The organism is Cecembia sp. (assembly GCF_007126775.1).
GTDB lineage: Bacteria > Bacteroidota > Bacteroidia > Cytophagales > Cyclobacteriaceae > Cecembia.
Genome location: NZ_SLAP01000123.1, coordinates 59,664 through 77,584 on the forward strand (window position 1 = coordinate 59,664; position 17,921 = coordinate 77,584).

A 17,921-nucleotide genomic window follows, 5' to 3' on the forward strand; every position below is an offset into this window, starting at 1 on the left:
GGAAGATACCATTAATTTTTAGCGATTCCGAATGAAGTGGAATTCCGGAAGCATATAATTTTTTTTTAGTCAATTGTTATTCAAAACCTGTAAAAAATGCAAATATCAGTTTATTCCATGTAACAGTTTTTCAGAAAGATCTTATGACATTTACTGGATTATTTATCGCTTGGTCAGAAGTTATCCTTCGCGAAGTTTCACAGTAAAAACTATTTATCATGCAGCCAACTACCTATATTTTCAAAAATAGCCAAGATGTAAGACAGGCTTTAACCGCTCTTTTTAAAAGGGGTTATTTTAAAAAACATTTGACAATAAAATTTAATGAAATAGAGATGAATCGTGATGAAATACTTGTCCATGCATTCAAATCTGGGGATGTTGTTTTGACAAAAACAATAAAAGGATTGAAATTAGGTATGCTTGCTGGATCCGGTGGTATTGGTTTAATTGTAGGTTTAATCTTACTATTTGGAGCTGGAAATTCACTATACCCATTAGCGACCTTCGTCGCGGCACTCTTTGTTGGAGCTGTTTGGGGTGGTACCTTAGGGTTTATACTTGGTTCCCTGTTCCCTTTTGAGAAAACCATCAACATTAAAGATCAATCGGTAAATGGATATTTCTCAATTGATCTTTTACCCATTAATTTGAAAGATGGTCTTTATTTCAAAAACAAATGGCAGAGTGCAATTTGAAAAATAGGATTATGATTTTTTGCAGTTTCAGGTATTTTATATCGAAGGGATACATTGAGTTCACATGATTTGATAGTTTGTTTTTCTATTGGCTACAGATTGGTGCCGAGAAGAAAAAGATAGTTATTTCTTTAAAAAATGTTGCTAGGGAATTTGAGCAAGAGGCTTTCTGATTTTGAAAACCCCTTGCTGACAACTTACCCTACTAAGTTACCTTCATTATCCCATTCAGCCACTTTTCCCCTTTCTTCAGGTTTTAGATACAGCGCCATATATTTTTCGGGATATTCAAATCCATGTTTTTTCATCACTTCATCCGGGACGCCATCCCAAACATTGGGAGTATTGCCTTTATAGCCTATGTATTTAAAGCCAATTTCTGAGGTGAAATAACCAGTGCAAGTAAGGTTTCTTAAGGCATTGAAAAATCTTACGGGACCGGTCAATTCCTTAGGTGCTTTATCAGGCCATGCGATCAGATCGATTACCTCCATCTTTTCTTTTTCAGATAAATCCAGAAATTTTTTACCATAGGTATCATCACTGTAGTTATCTAGCCACATCAACCCTCCTCTAATGGGAGTTTGGAAAGATGGCTGATCTTTCATCATAAATTCAATAAATTCAGGAACGCCAGCTTCTGTGGCGCTACCGGAATCCTCACCTGCGGGCATGATAATATCGACCAGGAAATCCAATTTTTTACGTTCTTCATCGGTAAAAAATACCTCAGACAAAAGCCGCTGATCGTATGCTATTTCCTCTGCGGTCCTACCACCTGGAGTGCCTCCTGCAATTTTGGGGCTGAAATCTTCCGCTTTATCTGCAGGGGTACAATGCGTCAGCAAAAGTCCCGATGCCAGTGAACCAGTAAATAGGAGTTTTAAATTTTCTCTTCTGTTCATCGCTCCTGGGGTTTAAATGTTTTTCTTTTTTAATTCATCTACAATGTAATCACATGTTCTCCAAGCCAATGCCATAATTGTCCAAGTAGGATTTTTATCCGCCTGTGATACAAATGGGCCGGCATCAACCACAAATAAGTTTTCGCAGTCATGTGCTTGACAGTTGCTGTTTAGAACTGAAGTATTTGGATTTTTACCCATTCTTGTCGTCCCTACTTCATGGATGATTCGGCCAGGAGTAGCCAAGCCATAAAGTGTATCTGCTCCTGGTTTGGAGCCCATCAGTATAGCACCAGCTTCGGTTAGTATTTCTTCAAATGTATCCTGCATGTGTTTTGCCTGTTTGATTTCCTGATCTGTCCATTTATAGTGGAATTTTAAAACAGGGATACCGAATTTGTCTACCATGTTGTTGTCTATCTCACAGTAATTGCTGTACTGCGGGATACTTTCGCCCCTACCAGACATGCCAAGGGTGGTTCCATAGAGTCTTTTGATATCCTTTTTCAAACCTTCTCCATAGCCTCCATTTGGGGCTGGATTTCCAAATTCATCTTTAAGGTACTTGCGCATGGTATCCATTGCGAATCCTGTTCCATAAGAAGGCATGGCCATTCCTCCCCAATATTCTATGTGATAACCTCGTGCAAAATCTAAATTTTTATTGTCAAGCCACCATGGCGTATAGACGTGCATACCACCTACTCCATCTTCGTTGTACCGTTCTCTATTTACCAAATCAGGCATTATCCCCATACGGTCAGCGCCGGTAGAGTCATGCAAGTATCTGCCTACCATACCGCTGCTATTGCCTACACCGTTGGGATGACTCTTGGATTTGGAGTTCATCATAATCCTGGCGGATTCACAAGCAGAAGCACCCAATACTACAACTCTAGCTCGGAGCTTGTATTCTTTCATGTCCACCTTATTGATATAAGATACACCAGTAGCTTTGCCACTCTCATCAGTGGTTACCGTTCTTACCATGGCAAAAGTGTATAAATCTACTTTTCCTTTGGCCATCGCAGGCTTCAATAAAACAGGACCAGATGAAAAATCCGCATACGCCTGACATGCCCTATTGCATTGGTTACAAAAGAAACAAACACCCCGGTCATTATTGATCGGACGGGTCAACATGGATAAGCGGGAAGGAATCATGGGAACATTGGCCTTTTTAGCCCCTTTCATGGCATAAAGTTCATGAAGTCTGGGTTTTAAAGGGGGAAGGAAAAAACCATCCGGCTCATTGTAAATACCTTCCTTCGAGCCAAAAACACCTATTAGCTTATCTACTTTATCATAATAGGGCTTGAGTTCATCATAACCTATTGGCCAATCATCTCCCAAGCCATCAATACTTTTTCTCTTGAAATCATTTGGCCCAAACCTTAGGGATATCCTTCCCCAATGGTTGGTTCTACCACCCACCATTCTGGATCTGAACCAATCAAATTTGGTGTCCCCTTCTCTCGTGTAAGGCTCCCCTTCTATGTCCCAGCCTCCTATGGCCTGGTCAAAATCTCCAAATGGGCGTACCCGGGTGCCCGCTCCTCTTCTTGGGGATTCCCATGGTGGTCTCAATTGGGTCCTGTCTTCCTCTTTGGCAGGATCAAAATCCCGCCCAGCTTCCAAAACAGCTACAGACAAACCCGCTTCAGAAAGAATCTTGGAAGCCATGCCTCCACCGGCACCGGATCCTACGATAATCACATCGTAAGCCTCTCCGGTAGATTTGATTTCAAAACTCATGTTTTATAAATTTTTTGATTAACTTTTTACAAGTTCCTAAAAAAAATTAAATATCCAAAAATGTGTTTATGAATTGTTACATACCTTTTTCGCCTGGGTAAAAATTTGTTTTTTAAGGTAGAAATTAAAATTGTTGTTTATACAACAAATCAATGCATTGATTGACAAAAGAAAGATAGCTATTTTGGATTAAAGGTGCTTTTCTAAGTGAGGCCAAATGGTCTGAAAAACAATCTGGTGTCCTGCCTCTGTAGGATGAATACCATCAGGAAGGTTAAGCTCGGGATCTCCTGCAACTCCTTCCAGTAGAAAAGGAATCAAATGGACATCTTCTTCTTCTGCGACAAGAGGATACATTTTTTCAAATGTTGCAGTATATTCCTGACCCATATTCGGAGGGATCTGCATACCGGCCAATATAATAACCGCGTCTGGGAATCGCCCCCTCACCTTTTGAATCATTGCCTTGAGGTTTCTTTTTGTTTCATCCAAACTGATACCTCTCAATCCGTCATTTCCTCCCAACTCCAAAACGAAAATGGCTGGTTCTTCTTCCATGAACCAGTCCAGCCTGCTCAATCCGCTTGCCGTCGTTTCTCCACTTAGCCCACCGTTCACAACCCGATAGTTAAGCCCTAGGCTGTCAATTCTGGATGCCACTAGGCCGGGAAATGCATCATCCTCATCTATCCCATAACCAGCTGAGAGGCTATTTCCAAAAAACAGAATCAGTTTCTTCTGCACTTCCTCTCCTTGGGAAGCCTGGTTGACTATTTGCGTGCTTTTCTCTTCTTTTGGAGACGAGCATGCCATGAAAACAAGTATGAGAAAGTAGAGGATATGGATTCTGGAATACATGTAATTATTCAAATGAGTGCAGTGATATAACCTGATAGATCAGATATGAGTTTAAATGCAAGGCCTCAAACCCATATTAAATAGGGCATCAATTTACAAATTATCTTTTCCAAAATGTACACTTAAAACTGAGTTTTGAATTATTTCCAACGGAACAAACCTTTTTACCGTTTCATATTGTTAAATTTCAGAACGCATTTAAACATTTCCCTTTTTACATGAGCATTTTGAGCGCAAAGAACGTTTCCAAAACTTACCAGAGCGGAAGCAGAAAATTAACAGTATTGGATCAGGTGAATTTTGACATAAAAGCCGGAGAAAGCATTGCCATAGTAGGCCCATCCGGAAGTGGAAAGACGACTTTGTTAGGGTTATGTGCTGGATTGGATTCCGCATCTGAGGGTTCGGTCGTACTACAGGGGAATGCTTTTGAAAAACTGAATGAAGATCAGAGGGCATCAGTGAGGAATCAGCATGTAGGTTTTATCTTTCAAAATTTCCAGCTCCTTCCCACACTGACTGCACTGGAAAATGTGATGGTGCCACTGGAACTCAAAAAGCGGAAGGATGCCAAGGAGAAAGCAAAAATGCTTTTAGAAAAAGTAGGTTTGGGCGACAGAATGACCCATTATCCCAGTCAATTATCGGGAGGAGAACAGCAAAGGGTATCCATAGCCAGGGCTTTTGCCAATGAGCCCAAAATTCTTTTTGCGGATGAACCCACCGGAAACCTGGACACTGAGACCGGTGAAATGATCGAGGACTTGATTTTTGAAATGAACAAGGAGCAGGGCACAACGCTTGTGTTGGTCACGCACGATCCTGAGCTTGCAAAAAGGACAAATAGAATCATCCGTATCAAAGGCGGAAAAATACAGGAGGATACTGATGGCTGATTTTTCTTGGATTCTAAAAATGGCATTTCGGGACTTCAGAAAGAATTTCTCCCGGCTTTTGCTGTTTGTTTCTTCCATGGTGGTGGGCATTGCTGCTCTGGTGGGTATCAGTTCATTCGGTGAAAACCTGAAAAAAGATATTGATCAGCAGTCTAAGGAATTGGTGGGTGCAGATTTGGTGCTCAGTAAAAGCAGTCCCCTAGGAGTACAAGGAACCGATACCTTAGCCTTGAATCAAGCCAATGAGGTCAATTTTGCCAGTATGGTGGTATTCCCTGAAACAGGAGAAAGCCGCTTGACACAGGTCAGGGCTCTGGAAGGGGATTTCCCCTTTTATGGTAGTTTGGAAACGGTCCCATTGGAAGCAGAAAGCACTTTTAGACAGGGTGGCAGAAAGGCCTTGGTGGAAAAAATCCTGATGGCCCAGTTCAACGCAGTAGTTGGGGACAGCATCAAGGTCGGGGAACTTACCTTTGTTATTGCGGGAGAGTTGGACAAAGTACCGGGGCAGACAGGAATCACCGCCACAGTAGCCCCAGCGGTATATATTCCCATGGAATTTGTGGAGGCTACAGGGTTGATCCAATATGGCAGTCGTCTGCGTTATGAAAGGTATTATAAGATGCCGGATTCTGTCAATCCTGAGGAGCTGATCAAGCAATATGAAGCCTTTTGGGAGGATGAAAAAATCAGTTCGGACACTGTAGAGGAAAGGAGGAAGCGTACAGGCAGGTCTTTTGAAAACCTAGGTAATTTCCTTAGTTTAGTAGCTTTTATCGCCTTGCTTTTAGGCTGTGTAGGAGTTGCCAGTGCAGTCAATGTTTTTGTCAAGGAAAAACTTCCATCCGTGGCCGTTCTCAGATGTTTGGGCGTATCTTCAAAATCTGCCATTGGCATTTATTTGTTGCAGATTATTATTATGGGGCTCATAGGCGCAACCGTTGGAGCGATTTTAGGATCCGCATTGCAATTTATTCTTCCCGCCGTGTTTTCAGAATTTTTACCGGTTGAGGTAACTTTTAGTATTTCATGGTTGAGTATAGGTTTTGGCATCCTGACAGGACTTTTGGTATCCGTGCTATTTGCGCTTTTGCCTTTATTGAAGATCAGGAAAGTTTCTCCTATGGCCACATTACGGCCTGAGGAAGGAGAGGTAAAGATGGGCAAAGATCCGCTGAGATGGATGGTTGTGTCAGGAATTATAGTCTTTATATTCGGATTCAGCTGGTTGCTGATAGGGGGATGGAAAGAAGCTTTGGGCTTTACTGGTTTTGTACTGTTCGCATTTTTAAGTCTCTGGGCTGTGGCTTTGGCTATCATGTGGTTGATTCGCAAAAATCTTTCTGTTACTTTGAGGTATACCATCAGGCAGTCCCTGTCTAATCTTTATCGACCTAATAACCAGACTGTTGCGCTAATCGCAACCATTGGTTTGGGTACAGCGATGATCAGTACACTTTTTTTTGTACAGAATCAATTGCTCGATGAGGCCAGGTTGGCAGACAAAGACGACCAGCCCAACATGTTGCTTTTTGATATTCAGACGCATCAGATACAGGCAGTCAAGGAGAAAATAGAGAATAAGGGACTGCCAATTCTGCAGGAAGTGCCTATTGTGACTATGGGGCTGGAATCCATCAATGGTTTGAGCAGAAAGGCCAATGATACCCTTCCCGAAGAACTGCGCAGGTCCCGTAATTTATATAACAGGGAATTCCGGGTTACTTACAGAGATACTCTTATCAGTTCTGAGCGTTTGGTTAAAGGAGAACTTCGTCCTTACGAGCAGCAGGGTGATTCGGTGTTTATTTCTCTAGATGAAGGTTATGCCGATAGGACTGGAATAAATTTGGGGGATGAAATCATTTTCAATGTGCAGGGAAGGCGCATCACTACTTATGTGGGAAGCCTTAGGGATATCAAATTCAACCAGGTTTCTACCAATTTCCTGGTACTCTTTCCGGATAATGTGTTGGCTAATGCCCCCAAATTCCATGTTTTGATTACCAAGACTAAGAATGATAGGCAGTCGGCTGATATTCAAGCAGAAGTAGTACGGGAATTCCCCAATATCTCTGTGGTCAATTTAGGCGCAATTGTGGAGACTTTAGAGGAAATATTGGGTAAAATCAGCTTTGTCATCCAGTTTATGGCCTTATTCAGTATTGTGACAGGTATTCTGGTTCTGATCAGCTCCTTAATCATCAGTAAGTACCAAAGAATGCGGGAGAGCATCCTGCTAAGAACTATTGGGGCCAGCAGTGGTACAGTGACAAAAATCAATACCATGGAGTATTTCTTTTTGGGTTCTCTGGCCTCCCTGAGCGGGATAATGTTGTCTTTTTTGGCTACTTTTCTTTTGAGTAAATTTGTGTTTCAGCTGCCTTTTAGAGGACCTTATGAGGAGGCTTTGATCGTCTATATCACCATTACGCTTCTGACAGTTTTATTGGGTTGGCTCAATGGCAGTAAGATCATCAAAAAACCACCAATGGAAATATTGAGGGCTTGAAAGATTTGTGGTAACCAATTTTTGGAAGCAACACGAATTTCTAAATAAACTGTAGTTCCTCGGATTACGAATGATAGAATATCGAACATGTAATCCTGAGATTTTAACATTTATGTAAACGTACTTAAAAAAGGGTGAGGATACTTTCTTTCTGTCAATTGGTAGTGAGGTACTGCCTGTCACGGAGAATTTCGGGAAGCGAAGCATCGCCTTTATTTTTGGAGGTTTTTATTTATCTCTTATTAAACAAAGCTTCAACCCGGAAACATTTATATACTCTTCATTTATCTATTTTCTATTCCAGTGGATATTTTTTTACACATGGTCTTTTTTAGCTGCTTTTTTTAAAAAAAAAACTACTACTTTCGCATATCGTCTAAAATCTAAATTATATGGCTTTTCGCAAACGTTTATTCATTCTTATTGTTTTTTCAATATTCTTTTGCATTCAGTTGCAGGCACAAAGTAAATTGAGGCCTACACATGTGGGTATTTATCATTCCGGATTGGTGGGGCAAGTGGCCATTGGTACCGATCTGAATCAGAAGTATTTTGGGGACCTTAGGTTTCAGGCTACTGATATCCTGGAAACCAATTTCGGAATAGAAGGAGCCTTGCACAGGAATCTGTTTCAGGACGATTGGTTCAATTTTCACATAGGTCTGATGGCTGGATATTATTTCTATGATTCTATTCGGTTGGGAATTCCTGTTGGCTTTAGCATCATGCCATTTGAAAACCACAGAAGGTTTTCCATTTTATTGGAAGCTTCACCGAATGTATTTTTAAATAATGAGTATTTTAACTTGAGGTCCAATATTGGTATTCGCTACAGTTTTAGGTAATAATTGGTTTAAAAAATCTAACTGGTTTTCGACTTCTCACTTCCATTCTCCCCGCTTTTCCCAAAAAAGGATCAGCGGTTTTTTTATTTTTTTGGATTGCTCTATTTTCAACTGGAATTATAAAATGAAGACATATGAAGCGATTGTTTATTGGATTGATGTTGGTGTGCTTGGTTCTCCCTGCTTTTGCGCAGAGAAAAGCCCAGACGCCTTTGGTTAAAAAGCCTCTTACCCATGCTGCTTATGATGAGTGGAAAAGTATTACTTTTCAACAACTGACTATGGATGGTAAAAACCTGGCCTATACCCTTAATCCTGAAGATGGAGATGGGAAGTTGGTTTTTCAGAATTTGGAAAGGAATCAGGTTACAGAGGTATCAAGGGCTGGTAGTATTCAACTCACCGAGGATGGCAGACATGCTGTTTTCCTTATCAAAGCCCAAAAAGACAGCTTGACCCAGTTGCGCAGGTTGAAGAAGAAAAAAGAAGATATGCCCAAAGACTCCTTGGGAATCTTCGATTTTCAAAGCCGGCAAATCCTGAAAATCCCTCAGGTGAAATCCTTCAAAATCCCAAAAAAGGCAGGTGGTTGGATGGCCTATCTGTCTGAGGCTTTGGGAGAAATTGAGGATAATGGAGAAAATGATACAAAGACTAAGAAAATTTCTGATGAAAACGGCTATCCCTTGGTTTTGATGAATTTGCAAGATAAATCTGAACTGAAGTTTGATTATGTCAAGGACTATGTCTTTACAGGAAACGGCAATGCCCTGGTAATATACAGTACCGGAAATGGGAATGGTTTTGAACCCGGTATTTATTGGCTTGATATGAGCAATGGACAGACCAAACACCTGTACAGGGCACATAGTAAGCATAAGTTTAAATTCTTAAGCTTGGATGATCCTGGGGAACAATTGGCTTTTGTGGCAGATTTGGATACCACAAAGGCTTTGATACGCGAGCCCAAGTTGATGTACTGGAAAAAAGGAATGGAAGCCGCTGAGCAAATTGCAGATGAAAAAACAGCCGGAATCCCAGAGAATTGGTTGGTATCGGATAACTTTAGTCCTTATTTTTCAAAAGATGGAGCGCGTTTATTTTTAGGCACAAATCCTCCTCCCATCCTTCAAGACACAACGCTTTTACCGGAGGAGATGGTACAGGTAGAAGTTTGGCACTGGCAGGATGATTATATCTATCCAGAGCAAAATGTAAGAGCAGATAGCGAAAGAAAGAGAAGTTACCTTGCAGTTATTGACCTTGCCAAGCGACAACTGGTACAAGTGGGAAGTCCTGAGATTTCGGAAATAAGAATAGACGAAGAAGGAAAAGCCGATATGGCGCTTGGAATGGACGATAGGACTTACCGCATGATGCGGACCTGGGACATCAGCGCGTACAATGACCTTTATGCCATTGACCTGAACACTGGCTCCTCTCAATTGATTGCGGCTGAAGTCAAAGGTATGGCAAGGCTTTCTCCTGACGGTGGATATGCATATTGGTACAGTTCACCGGATACCGCTTGGTATGTCCATGAGCTAGCTTCAGGGAGAACGGCTAACCTTACTGAGGGCATTGATGTTTCCTTTGGTAATGAACTGACGGATGTACCCGATTTCCCATCCCCTTATGGCTTAGCAGGTTGGAGTAAGGGAGAGGAGTTTATGTTGGTCTATGACCGCTACGATATTTGGCAGCTTGACCCAAAAGGAGAAAAAGCAGCTGTGCGGATTACCCAAAATGGCAGGGAAAACCAAAGGGTGTACCGCTATGAAAAGCTGGATCCTGAGGAGCGAACGATCGATCTCAGCGCTGAACTGTTATTGTCTGTTTTTGAAGAAGGGAGTAAGGATGCGGGATTTGCCCGTTGGAAAATGGCAAAAGGAAGCCCTGAAATGCTTTTGAAAACTGCGAACAGGTACAACCTGTTGCAAAAAGCCCAAGCAGCAGATGTGCTGCTCTATAGCAGAGAAAGTTTTCAGGAATTTCCTGATTTGCATGTGGCTGATATGCGCTTTGGAAAGACCAAAAAAGTGACACAGGCTAACCCTCAACAGGGAAGTTACCTTTGGGGAACTGCTGAAATTGTGAAATGGAACTCCTTGGACAATATACCCTTGGAGGGTATCCTCTACAAACCTGAGAATTTTGATCCCAATAAAAAGTATCCTATGGTAGTGGTCTATTATGAGCGTTTTTCAAATACCGTTCACCAGCACCACAAACCTGAACCAATCCGTTCTTTGGTTCACCGTACCATGTATGTGAGCAATGATTACTTGATTTTTGTTCCAGATATTGTGTATCAAACCGGCTATCCCGGAGAGAGTGCCTTTAACTGTATTATTCCTGGAGTCAGTTCTTTGATTGCAAAGGGTTTTGTAGATAAGGACAGGGTGGGTATTCAGGGACACAGTTGGAGCGGATACCAAACTGCCTATATCCTGACGCGTACCAATATGTTCAGAGCAGCAGAGGCGGGAGCAATTGTTGCAAATATGACGAGCGCCTATGGAGGGATACGCTGGCAGTCAGGTCTGGCAAGAATGTTCCAATACGAAAAAGCCCAATCCAGATTAGGCGTAAGTCTATGGGAGAATCCTTTGCCCTACATAGAGAATTCTCCGCTCTTTTTTGCCAATAAAATAGAGACACCAATGCTCCTACTCCATAATGATGCAGACGGGGCAGTTCCCTGGTATCAGGGAATAGAAATGTATTTGGCCATGAGAAGACTCAATAAGCCGACATGGATGCTGAATTACAATGGAGAACCACATTGGCCTGTGAAGAGAGAGAACCGAATAGATTTTCAAACCAGAATGATGCAGTTTTTTGACCATTATCTAAAAGGCGCTCCTATGCCACAGTGGATGGAAAAGGGAGTTCCAGCAGTGGAAAAAGGCATCCTACAGGGGCTTGAACTGGTAGAGGGGGATTAATTGCATACAAGAAGAAAAAATTTAAAAAGGAGGATTTCCATTGTATGAAAAAAAACCGGTTATACAGGTATGTGATAACCGGTTTTTATATTATTGGTGAATCTATTAATTTATCCAATCAACCAGCAGCATAGAAAATGAAAAGAATTATTCTAACCCTATTAGTAGGATTTATTGCATTACCCATTACTGTATTCTCTCAAGTAATGCCATCACCTGATAGAAAAGAAGGGGAGGGTCCCTATGATCGGCTTATCATAAGAGGAGTAACCTTAGTGGATGGTACTGGGGCACCTCCTATTGGTCCAGTGGATATTGTGGTAGAGAGGAATAAGATTGCAGAGGTAAAGGTGGTCGGATATCCTGGATTGCCCATAAAGGAAGAGCGGAGGCCCAGGGCTGGAGAAAATGATAAAGTCATGGATTTGGAAGGGCATTATCTTTTGCCGGGGTTTATTGATATGCATGGACATATAGGTGGTACGGGGCAAGGAACTCCCGCAGAATATGTTTTTAAGTTATGGATGGGGCATGGAGTTACCACAGTCAGGGATCCAGCTGCCAGTAATGGTCTGGACTGGGTATTGGATCATAAAAACAAGTCAGCAGCAAACACCATTACTGCACCAAGGTTGTTGGCCTATACTGTTTTTGGTCAAGGAGCAGGTAAGACCATCACTACTGCGGAAGAGGCCAAGGCTTGGGTCAATGAAAACAAGAGAAAAGGAGGGGATGGTATCAAATTCTTTGGAGCGAATCCGGAAGTAATGCAGGCAGCTTTAGAGGAAAATAAAAGAATTGGTTTAAGGTCAGCCATGCACCATGCCCAGATGGACGTGGCCAGGTGGAATGTATTGCACTCTGCCAGGGCAGGTCTGACTACGATGGAGCATTGGTATGGATTGCCTGAAGCCTTATTTGCAGATAGGACTATTCAGGATTACCGTTTGGATTACAATTACCAGAATGAGCAGCACCGGTTTGCGGAGGCTGGTAAGTTATGGAAACAGGCAGCAGCACCTTATTCAGATCATTGGAATAAAGTGATGCAGGAGCTTTTAGACCTTGATTTCACAATGGTTCCTACTTTCAATATTTATGAAGCCAATAGAGATTTGATGCGCGCCAGAAGGGCAGAATGGCATGAGGAATATACCTTGCCTTCTCTTTGGAGGTTTTATAAGCCAAGTAGAGAATCTCATGGTTCTTATTGGTTTGATTGGACCACTGAAGAAGAAATACAATGGAAAGAAAATTATAGATTGTGGATGACTTTTATCAATGAATACAAGAACCGAGGGGGCAGAGTAGTCACGGGTTCTGATTCAGGGTTTATTTATCAATTGTATGGATTTGCTTATATCAGAGAAATGGAATTGCTTAGAGAAGCAGGGTTCCATCCATTGGAAGTAATCAGGGCTTCGACATTAAAAGCAGCTGAGGCCATTGGAATGGAAAAAGAAATTGGTACAGTTGAAGTGGGCAAGCTCGCGGATTTTGTGATTTTGGAAGAAAATCCATTACAAAATATCAAGGTACTTTACGGAACAGGTGCCATCAGAATAGGAGATGACAACGAACCTATTAGGGTAGGGGGAGTAAAATACACTGTTAAAGACGGAATTGTGTATGATGCCAAACAACTATTGGATGATGTGCGTACAATAGTACAACAACACAAAGACAGGGAGAATGCGAGAAAATTGAAACAGCCGGGATTAGATTGGTAGCTTTGTGATCAATTTAACATAGAGCATCTGCAAATATTTTCATTGAAAAATGAAAATATTTGCCAAACATAATACCACTGTTTTTGAGGGGAGTCATTCTTTCTTAAGAAGGAGAAAAGTAATTGATAGATACATGCCTTATATTCGGGTCAATAATACCAAAATATTTTATGTAAAAGAAGGCAATGGTCCTGAGACCATTGTTTTCTCTCATGGTCTTCTTTGGAGTCACAAAATGTTTTTGGATCAGATAGATTATCTGAAAAAGAAGTACACCATCATTGCTTATGATCATAGGGGACAGGGTCAATCAGAAGTGACTGAGGATCCCTTTGATATGGATATGCTCACGCAGGATGCTTTGGAATTGATCGATAAAGTAGCAGGTAAAGCAGTACATTTTGTAGGGCTCTCTATGGGAGGATTTGTAGGCATGCGTCTAGGAGCTAGGTATCCCGATAAAATCAAAAGTCTGGTCTTATTGGAGACCTCTGCCCATCCCGAACCTGTGGAAAACCTACCAAAGTATAAATTTTTGAATGGTATCGTAAAATGGTTTGGAGTCATTCCAAAAGTAGCCAAAGAAGTCATGAAAATCATGTTTGCCCAAAGCTGGTTGGAAAATCCGAAAAATAAAGAGGATTACAAAAAGTGGATGAAAGCCCTTCAATCCAATAAAAGGACCATTACCCGATCAGTGGAGGCTGTAATTTACAGGAAAGGCGTGGAAGAAGAGATCAGGCAAATCCAATGTCCCACTATGGTGGTCGTAGGTGACGAAGATGTTGCCACCAAACCCGAAAAAGCGAAATTCATTCAAATGTCCATTCCCAATGCCGTTTTGCATATGGTTCCTGGAGCAGGACATAGTAGCAGTATTGAAAAACCGGAAGAAATCACTCGGCTCATAGATGAGTGGATGGTATCCCTTTCCTGATAAATTTTAAATATTTTTTCATTTATCTGAACTTTTTCAGATATTTAAATGTATATACATTAAATACTTAAACAGCTCATGATGAAAATTGAGGAAGCCATCAAACAAAAAGAATTTAAGGATCCATATAACAAGGCTATTGTTAACCTTTTGTTCACCCATAGCCACATTGTTTCACAACAGAGCAGCCTTTTTAAGCCCTTTGGGCTTTCTCCAGAGCAATACAATGTGTTACGTATTCTTAGAGGGCAAAATAGTAATCCGATTACAGTATCTTCCATTCAGGAAAGGATGCTGAACAGAATGTCAAATGCTTCAAGGCTTGTTGAAAAATTAAAGCAAAAAGGACTTGTTGTTAGAGAGGAGAGTGTGCGGGACAGAAGGCAAGTTGATGTTTTAATCACAGATAAAGGTTTGCAAGTCCTTGAGAAACTGGAGGCAGGGATTTATCATTTAAACAGAGAATTGATCCTGCTTTCAAATGAAGAAGTTGATCAGCTGAATGAACTACTTGATAAATTGAGAGGGTAAAAAAATTTTAAATAATAAGTGTATATACAATTAATGTGTATAAATAAAATAAATTCTTACATCAATAAAACAATACAGACAATGAGTTCAACAACAAAATGGGTAATTGACCCAACGCATTCCGAGGTTTCTTTCAAAGTAAAACACTTGGTTATTTCTACTGTAACAGGCTATTTCAAAAAATTTGAAGGTTCAGCAGAAAGTAATTCCGATGATTTCATAGGAGCGAAAGTAGCTTTTGCAGCCGACATTGACAGCATTGATACCAACCAATCTGATAGGGATGCACACTTGAAATCAGATGATTTCTTCAATGCAGAGCAATTCCCGAAATTGTCTTTCTCAGGAATTTTGGAAGGAAGTACTTTAAACGGTGATTTGACTATCCGTGATGTCACCAAAGCAGTAAAATTGGATGTTGATTTTGGTGGAGTTGCTGAAGATCCTTATGGAAATACAAAAGCAGGTTTTGAAATTGAAGGAAAAATATCCAGAAAGGATTTCAATCTGAAGTGGAATGCCGTTACAGAAGCTGGAAGTGTGGTTGTTTCTGATCAGGTCAGGATCATTTTGAGTATTCAGCTCGTAAAAGAATAATAAGTCTGTTTGAAAAGAAAGGTCAATGGTCGGAATTATCAAAAATCCGGATAATTCCACCAAGGACCTTTTGCCAACAGCTTTCAAAAAAATTAAAAGAAATTATAATTCCAAAAAATTATCAGCCATGTCCAAGCTAATTTCAGGTATCCACCACATTACTGCAATTGCGGGAAACCCTCAAAAGAATGTTGATTTCTACACAGGTATTCTAGGTTTGAGGATGGTTAAAAAAACCATCAATTTCGATGCTCCCGATGTTTACCACTTCTACTTTGGAGATGAATTGGGAAATCCTGGAACAGTGTTTACAACTTTCCCATTTGATGGAGCTAGAAAGGGCAGCAAAGGGACCGGTGAATTGACCTATACGGCCTTTTCTATTCCAAGCCAGTCTTTGGATTATTGGATAGACAGACTTGAAAAATACCAAGTATCTACATCTGATGTACTGACAAGATTTGGTGAGAAATTGATCAGATTTGAGGACCATGATGGCATGGGCATAGAGTTGATTGCCAATGCCAATGATTCAAGAAATGGCTGGACTTATGGCAATATTCCCATTGAATACGCTATTCGGGGTTTTTATGGGGCGACTTTAAATTTGAAGTCAAAAACACTGACAGAAAAGTTATTGATCCAATTTATGGATTATCGATTCATTGCTGAGGAAAATGGTAGGTTCAGGTATGGAACAGAAGGCAAGCCTGGAGACATTGTAGATATTGTATTGGATAAAGAGGGGAGACAAGGAGTGCAAAGTGCCGGTACGGTGCACCACATAGCATTCAGGACAACCAATCAGGATTCACAGCTTAAAATTCAAAAAATTCTTTTGGAAAATGGTTTCCAAGTCACTGAGGTAAAGGACAGGAATTATTTCAAATCGATCTATTTCCGCGAACCGGGAGGGGTTTTGTTTGAAATTGCAACTGATGAACCTGGATTTGCCATTGATGAGGATGAAGCGCATTTGGGTGAATTACTGAAGTTGCCTGAATGGGCAGAAAACCAGCGGGAAAAGATTGAAAGCCGATTGGCCAAGGTGCGTTTAAACGTTGAAAATTATGGCTGATATAACTTATAAAGGTTTACCTCTCGAAAAAGCAAAAAAAGTGGCAATTATGGTACATGGTAGGGGAGGAAATACAAACAGTATCCTGAGTCTAGCTATGCATCTTAACCTGGATGAGTTTGCTTTGATTGCCCCTCAAGCAACAGGTAATACATGGTACCCCTATAGCTTTATGGCGCCAGATCAAAACAATGAGCCTGCTTTTTCCAATTCGATGAAGACTTTGGATGGCATTGTGGAGGATTTAAAATCTAAAGGTTTTACTGCGGAGCAGATTTATTTTATAGGCTTTTCACAGGGAGCTTGCCTTTCTTTGGAATATAGTGCTCAACGTGCCCAAAAATGGGGCGGGGTGATTGCCTTTACAGGTGGGTTGATAGGAGAGAAATTTAACCCTTCCAAATATGAGGGTGACTTCGATGGTTGTCCGGTATTCTTCGGCTCAAGCCATCAGGATATGCATGTTCCCTTATCCAGAATTGAAGAATCTGCGGCCCAATTAGAGAAAATGGGAGCCATTGTCAAAACTTTGATTTTCCAGGATACGTTACATACCATTAGGGAAGAAGAAATTAACTGGGTGAATGATCATATTTTGAAATAGTCTAGATACTAAACCAACTATTGATGTCCGGGCGGCAATGGCTGCCCGGACATTCTTTTTATGGCTGTTTGATGACTTTGAACGAATGCTTCGCTGTATGCTTCTTTCCGAACATGTCAGTAGCCTCAACTTCAATGATGTACTCGCCTGCAGGTAAATTCCCAGGCATGGCAGCTCTCCATAAATGGTCTGTTAAAGCAGGGTTGGAAGGTCTTCTACCGGGAATATAGTTTTCAGTAGTATCCCATTCCAAGACCTCCAACCAAAAACCTGGGTCTGTTCCTTCATAGTTATACATGGATTTCCATTCCCCCTGGTTGATTCTAAATTTAATCTCATCCTGAGCGGCACCGGTGAAAAAATTAGCTACGATTTGCGCTGTAGTTCTCACTCCCTCAGTCAAGATTTTTGGAGCGTGTATGTTTAATTGATGTTCTGAAGGCTTGCCTGCTGCTTTATATTTTGTTTGATAGGTGTTACCGTCTATTTCCAAAAACACATACCCTTTAGGAGAACCATCACGCATGGTGGAAGCAGGAGTTCCATCTGCTAATATTTTTCCACTATACCAGTCTCCTGATGGAGTACCAATATTGAAGTGATGATGGGGTTTTGGCTGATTATAGCCATCTTCCTTGCCAAAAAATGTCTGCTTCATATAATGGGTATGTGCGGACATAGAAAAGGTTTTCGCAAAAGGGGAAAGCAGTTCCAGGATTTTTTCCCGATCGGCATCCCTGAAGCTGTCCCCGTTTTCTTCAAACAAGGGGATATGCATCAAGAGTACTACCAATTTATCCTTGGGAACCAGCTTGAGGTTGTTTTCCAAAAACTGCAACTGATCCGGTCTTAATCCTCCCCAATAGCCCTGTCCATCTCTTGGATCTGGGTAAAGAATATTTTCTAAGACGATAAAATGAGCGTCTCCATAATTGAAGGCATAAGTAGCCGGACCAAAATTGGCAGTAAAGGATTCATCACTGAATTCATCAGTACTGGCATCAAAATTCATGTCGTGGTTTCCCAT

At 41.1% G+C, this 17,921-nt stretch carries 15 protein-coding genes; 11 read left to right on the forward strand and 4 right to left on the reverse strand.

The window, feature by feature from the left end; genetic code table 11:
• Positions 1 to 218 precede the first annotated feature (218 nt).
• Positions 219 to 698: a hypothetical protein gene (locus tag QZT73_RS08655; RefSeq protein ID WP_291783130.1), complete on the forward strand. Its 480-nt coding sequence runs from the start codon at positions 219 to 221 to the stop codon at positions 696 to 698.
• Positions 699 to 895: 197 nt separating this feature from the next.
• Here QZT73_RS08655 and QZT73_RS08660 read toward each other — a convergent pair whose 3' ends face one another.
• From QZT73_RS08660 to QZT73_RS08670, 3 genes are all read right to left on the reverse strand, one after another.
• Positions 896 to 1,603, reverse strand: a complete 708-nt coding sequence (locus tag QZT73_RS08660) for a gluconate 2-dehydrogenase subunit 3 family protein (RefSeq protein ID WP_291783133.1) — start codon at positions 1,601 to 1,603, stop codon at positions 896 to 898.
• Positions 1,604 to 1,615: 12 nt separating this feature from the next.
• The gene (locus QZT73_RS08665; RefSeq protein WP_291783136.1) at positions 1,616 to 3,358 is read right to left on the reverse strand and encodes a GMC family oxidoreductase; all 1,743 of its coding nucleotides are present in this window, start codon (positions 3,356 to 3,358) and stop codon (positions 1,616 to 1,618) included.
• Between the two features lie 189 nt (positions 3,359 to 3,547).
• Positions 3,548 to 4,216, reverse strand: a complete 669-nt coding sequence (locus QZT73_RS08670; RefSeq protein WP_291787656.1) for an arylesterase — start codon at positions 4,214 to 4,216, stop codon at positions 3,548 to 3,550.
• 218 nt (positions 4,217 to 4,434) lie between these two features.
• Between QZT73_RS08670 and QZT73_RS08675 the strand changes: the two genes are divergently transcribed.
• From QZT73_RS08675 to QZT73_RS08720, 10 genes are all read left to right on the forward strand, one after another.
• Positions 4,435 to 5,112: an ABC transporter ATP-binding protein gene (locus QZT73_RS08675; protein WP_291783144.1), complete on the forward strand. Its 678-nt coding sequence runs from the start codon at positions 4,435 to 4,437 to the stop codon at positions 5,110 to 5,112.
• Positions 5,105 to 7,624 carry an FtsX-like permease family protein gene (locus tag QZT73_RS08680; protein ID WP_291783147.1) on the forward strand — a complete coding sequence of 840 codons (2,520 nt, stop codon included), beginning with the start codon at positions 5,105 to 5,107 and terminating at the stop codon, positions 7,622 to 7,624. The genes QZT73_RS08675 and QZT73_RS08680 overlap by 8 nt, the downstream gene beginning before the upstream one ends.
• 392 nt (positions 7,625 to 8,016) lie before the next feature.
• Positions 8,017 to 8,469: a hypothetical protein gene (locus QZT73_RS08685; protein WP_291783151.1), complete on the forward strand. Its 453-nt coding sequence runs from the start codon at positions 8,017 to 8,019 to the stop codon at positions 8,467 to 8,469.
• A gap of 134 nt (positions 8,470 to 8,603) precedes the next feature.
• Positions 8,604 to 11,417, forward strand: coding sequence for a prolyl oligopeptidase family serine peptidase (locus tag QZT73_RS08690; RefSeq protein ID WP_291787658.1), 2,814 nt, complete (start codon positions 8,604 to 8,606; stop codon positions 11,415 to 11,417).
• A 137-nt stretch (positions 11,418 to 11,554) separates the two neighbouring features.
• Positions 11,555 to 13,147 (forward strand): amidohydrolase family protein, encoded by a 1,593-nt coding sequence (locus QZT73_RS08695; RefSeq protein WP_291783158.1) that lies wholly within the window; start codon positions 11,555 to 11,557, stop codon positions 13,145 to 13,147.
• Between the two features lie 133 nt (positions 13,148 to 13,280).
• Positions 13,281 to 14,084: an alpha/beta hydrolase gene (locus tag QZT73_RS08700; RefSeq protein ID WP_291783179.1), complete on the forward strand. Its 804-nt coding sequence runs from the start codon at positions 13,281 to 13,283 to the stop codon at positions 14,082 to 14,084.
• A gap of 78 nt (positions 14,085 to 14,162) precedes the next feature.
• Positions 14,163 to 14,615 (forward strand): MarR family transcriptional regulator, encoded by a 453-nt coding sequence (locus QZT73_RS08705; RefSeq protein ID WP_291787660.1) that lies wholly within the window; start codon positions 14,163 to 14,165, stop codon positions 14,613 to 14,615.
• 81 nt (positions 14,616 to 14,696) lie between these two features.
• Positions 14,697 to 15,212 carry a YceI family protein gene (locus QZT73_RS08710; RefSeq protein WP_291787662.1) on the forward strand — a complete coding sequence of 172 codons (516 nt, stop codon included), beginning with the start codon at positions 14,697 to 14,699 and terminating at the stop codon, positions 15,210 to 15,212.
• A 127-nt stretch (positions 15,213 to 15,339) separates the two neighbouring features.
• Entirely contained in the window at positions 15,340 to 16,290 is a 951-nt protein-coding gene (locus QZT73_RS08715; RefSeq protein WP_291787665.1) for a ring-cleaving dioxygenase, read from the forward strand.
• Positions 16,283 to 16,894 carry a dienelactone hydrolase family protein gene (locus tag QZT73_RS08720; protein WP_291783170.1) on the forward strand — a complete coding sequence of 204 codons (612 nt, stop codon included), beginning with the start codon at positions 16,283 to 16,285 and terminating at the stop codon, positions 16,892 to 16,894. The genes QZT73_RS08715 and QZT73_RS08720 overlap by 8 nt, the downstream gene beginning before the upstream one ends.
• Positions 16,895 to 16,952: 58 nt before the next feature.
• On the opposite strand, the gene QZT73_RS08725 is transcribed toward QZT73_RS08720, so the two are convergent.
• Positions 16,953 to 17,921: calcineurin-like phosphoesterase C-terminal domain-containing protein (locus tag QZT73_RS08725; protein ID WP_291787663.1), on the reverse strand; the 969-nt coding region annotated here is incomplete at its 5' end.

What these genes read in the sequence shown, in the direction of transcription:
- QZT73_RS08655 (WP_291783130.1), top strand. Translation starts at nt 219, where the DNA reads ATGCAGCCAACTACCTATATTTTCAAAAATAGCCAAGATGTAAGACAG.
- QZT73_RS08660 (WP_291783133.1), bottom strand. Translation starts at nt 1,603, where the DNA reads ATGAACAGAAGAGAAAATTTAAAACTCCTATTTACTGGTTCACTGGCA.
- QZT73_RS08665 (WP_291783136.1), bottom strand. Translation starts at nt 3,358, where the DNA reads ATGAGTTTTGAAATCAAATCTACCGGAGAGGCTTACGATGTGATTATC.
- QZT73_RS08670 (WP_291787656.1), bottom strand. Translation starts at nt 4,216, where the DNA reads ATGTATTCCAGAATCCATATCCTCTACTTTCTCATACTTGTTTTCATG.
- QZT73_RS08675 (WP_291783144.1), top strand. Translation starts at nt 4,435, where the DNA reads ATGAGCATTTTGAGCGCAAAGAACGTTTCCAAAACTTACCAGAGCGGA.
- QZT73_RS08680 (WP_291783147.1), top strand. Translation starts at nt 5,105, where the DNA reads ATGGCTGATTTTTCTTGGATTCTAAAAATGGCATTTCGGGACTTCAGA.
- QZT73_RS08685 (WP_291783151.1), top strand. Translation starts at nt 8,017, where the DNA reads ATGGCTTTTCGCAAACGTTTATTCATTCTTATTGTTTTTTCAATATTC.
- QZT73_RS08690 (WP_291787658.1), top strand. Translation starts at nt 8,604, where the DNA reads ATGAAGCGATTGTTTATTGGATTGATGTTGGTGTGCTTGGTTCTCCCT.
- QZT73_RS08695 (WP_291783158.1), top strand. Translation starts at nt 11,555, where the DNA reads ATGAAAAGAATTATTCTAACCCTATTAGTAGGATTTATTGCATTACCC.
- QZT73_RS08700 (WP_291783179.1), top strand. Translation starts at nt 13,281, where the DNA reads ATGCCTTATATTCGGGTCAATAATACCAAAATATTTTATGTAAAAGAA.
- QZT73_RS08705 (WP_291787660.1), top strand. Translation starts at nt 14,163, where the DNA reads ATGATGAAAATTGAGGAAGCCATCAAACAAAAAGAATTTAAGGATCCA.
- QZT73_RS08710 (WP_291787662.1), top strand. Translation starts at nt 14,697, where the DNA reads ATGAGTTCAACAACAAAATGGGTAATTGACCCAACGCATTCCGAGGTT.
- QZT73_RS08715 (WP_291787665.1), top strand. Translation starts at nt 15,340, where the DNA reads ATGTCCAAGCTAATTTCAGGTATCCACCACATTACTGCAATTGCGGGA.
- QZT73_RS08720 (WP_291783170.1), top strand. Translation starts at nt 16,283, where the DNA reads ATGGCTGATATAACTTATAAAGGTTTACCTCTCGAAAAAGCAAAAAAA.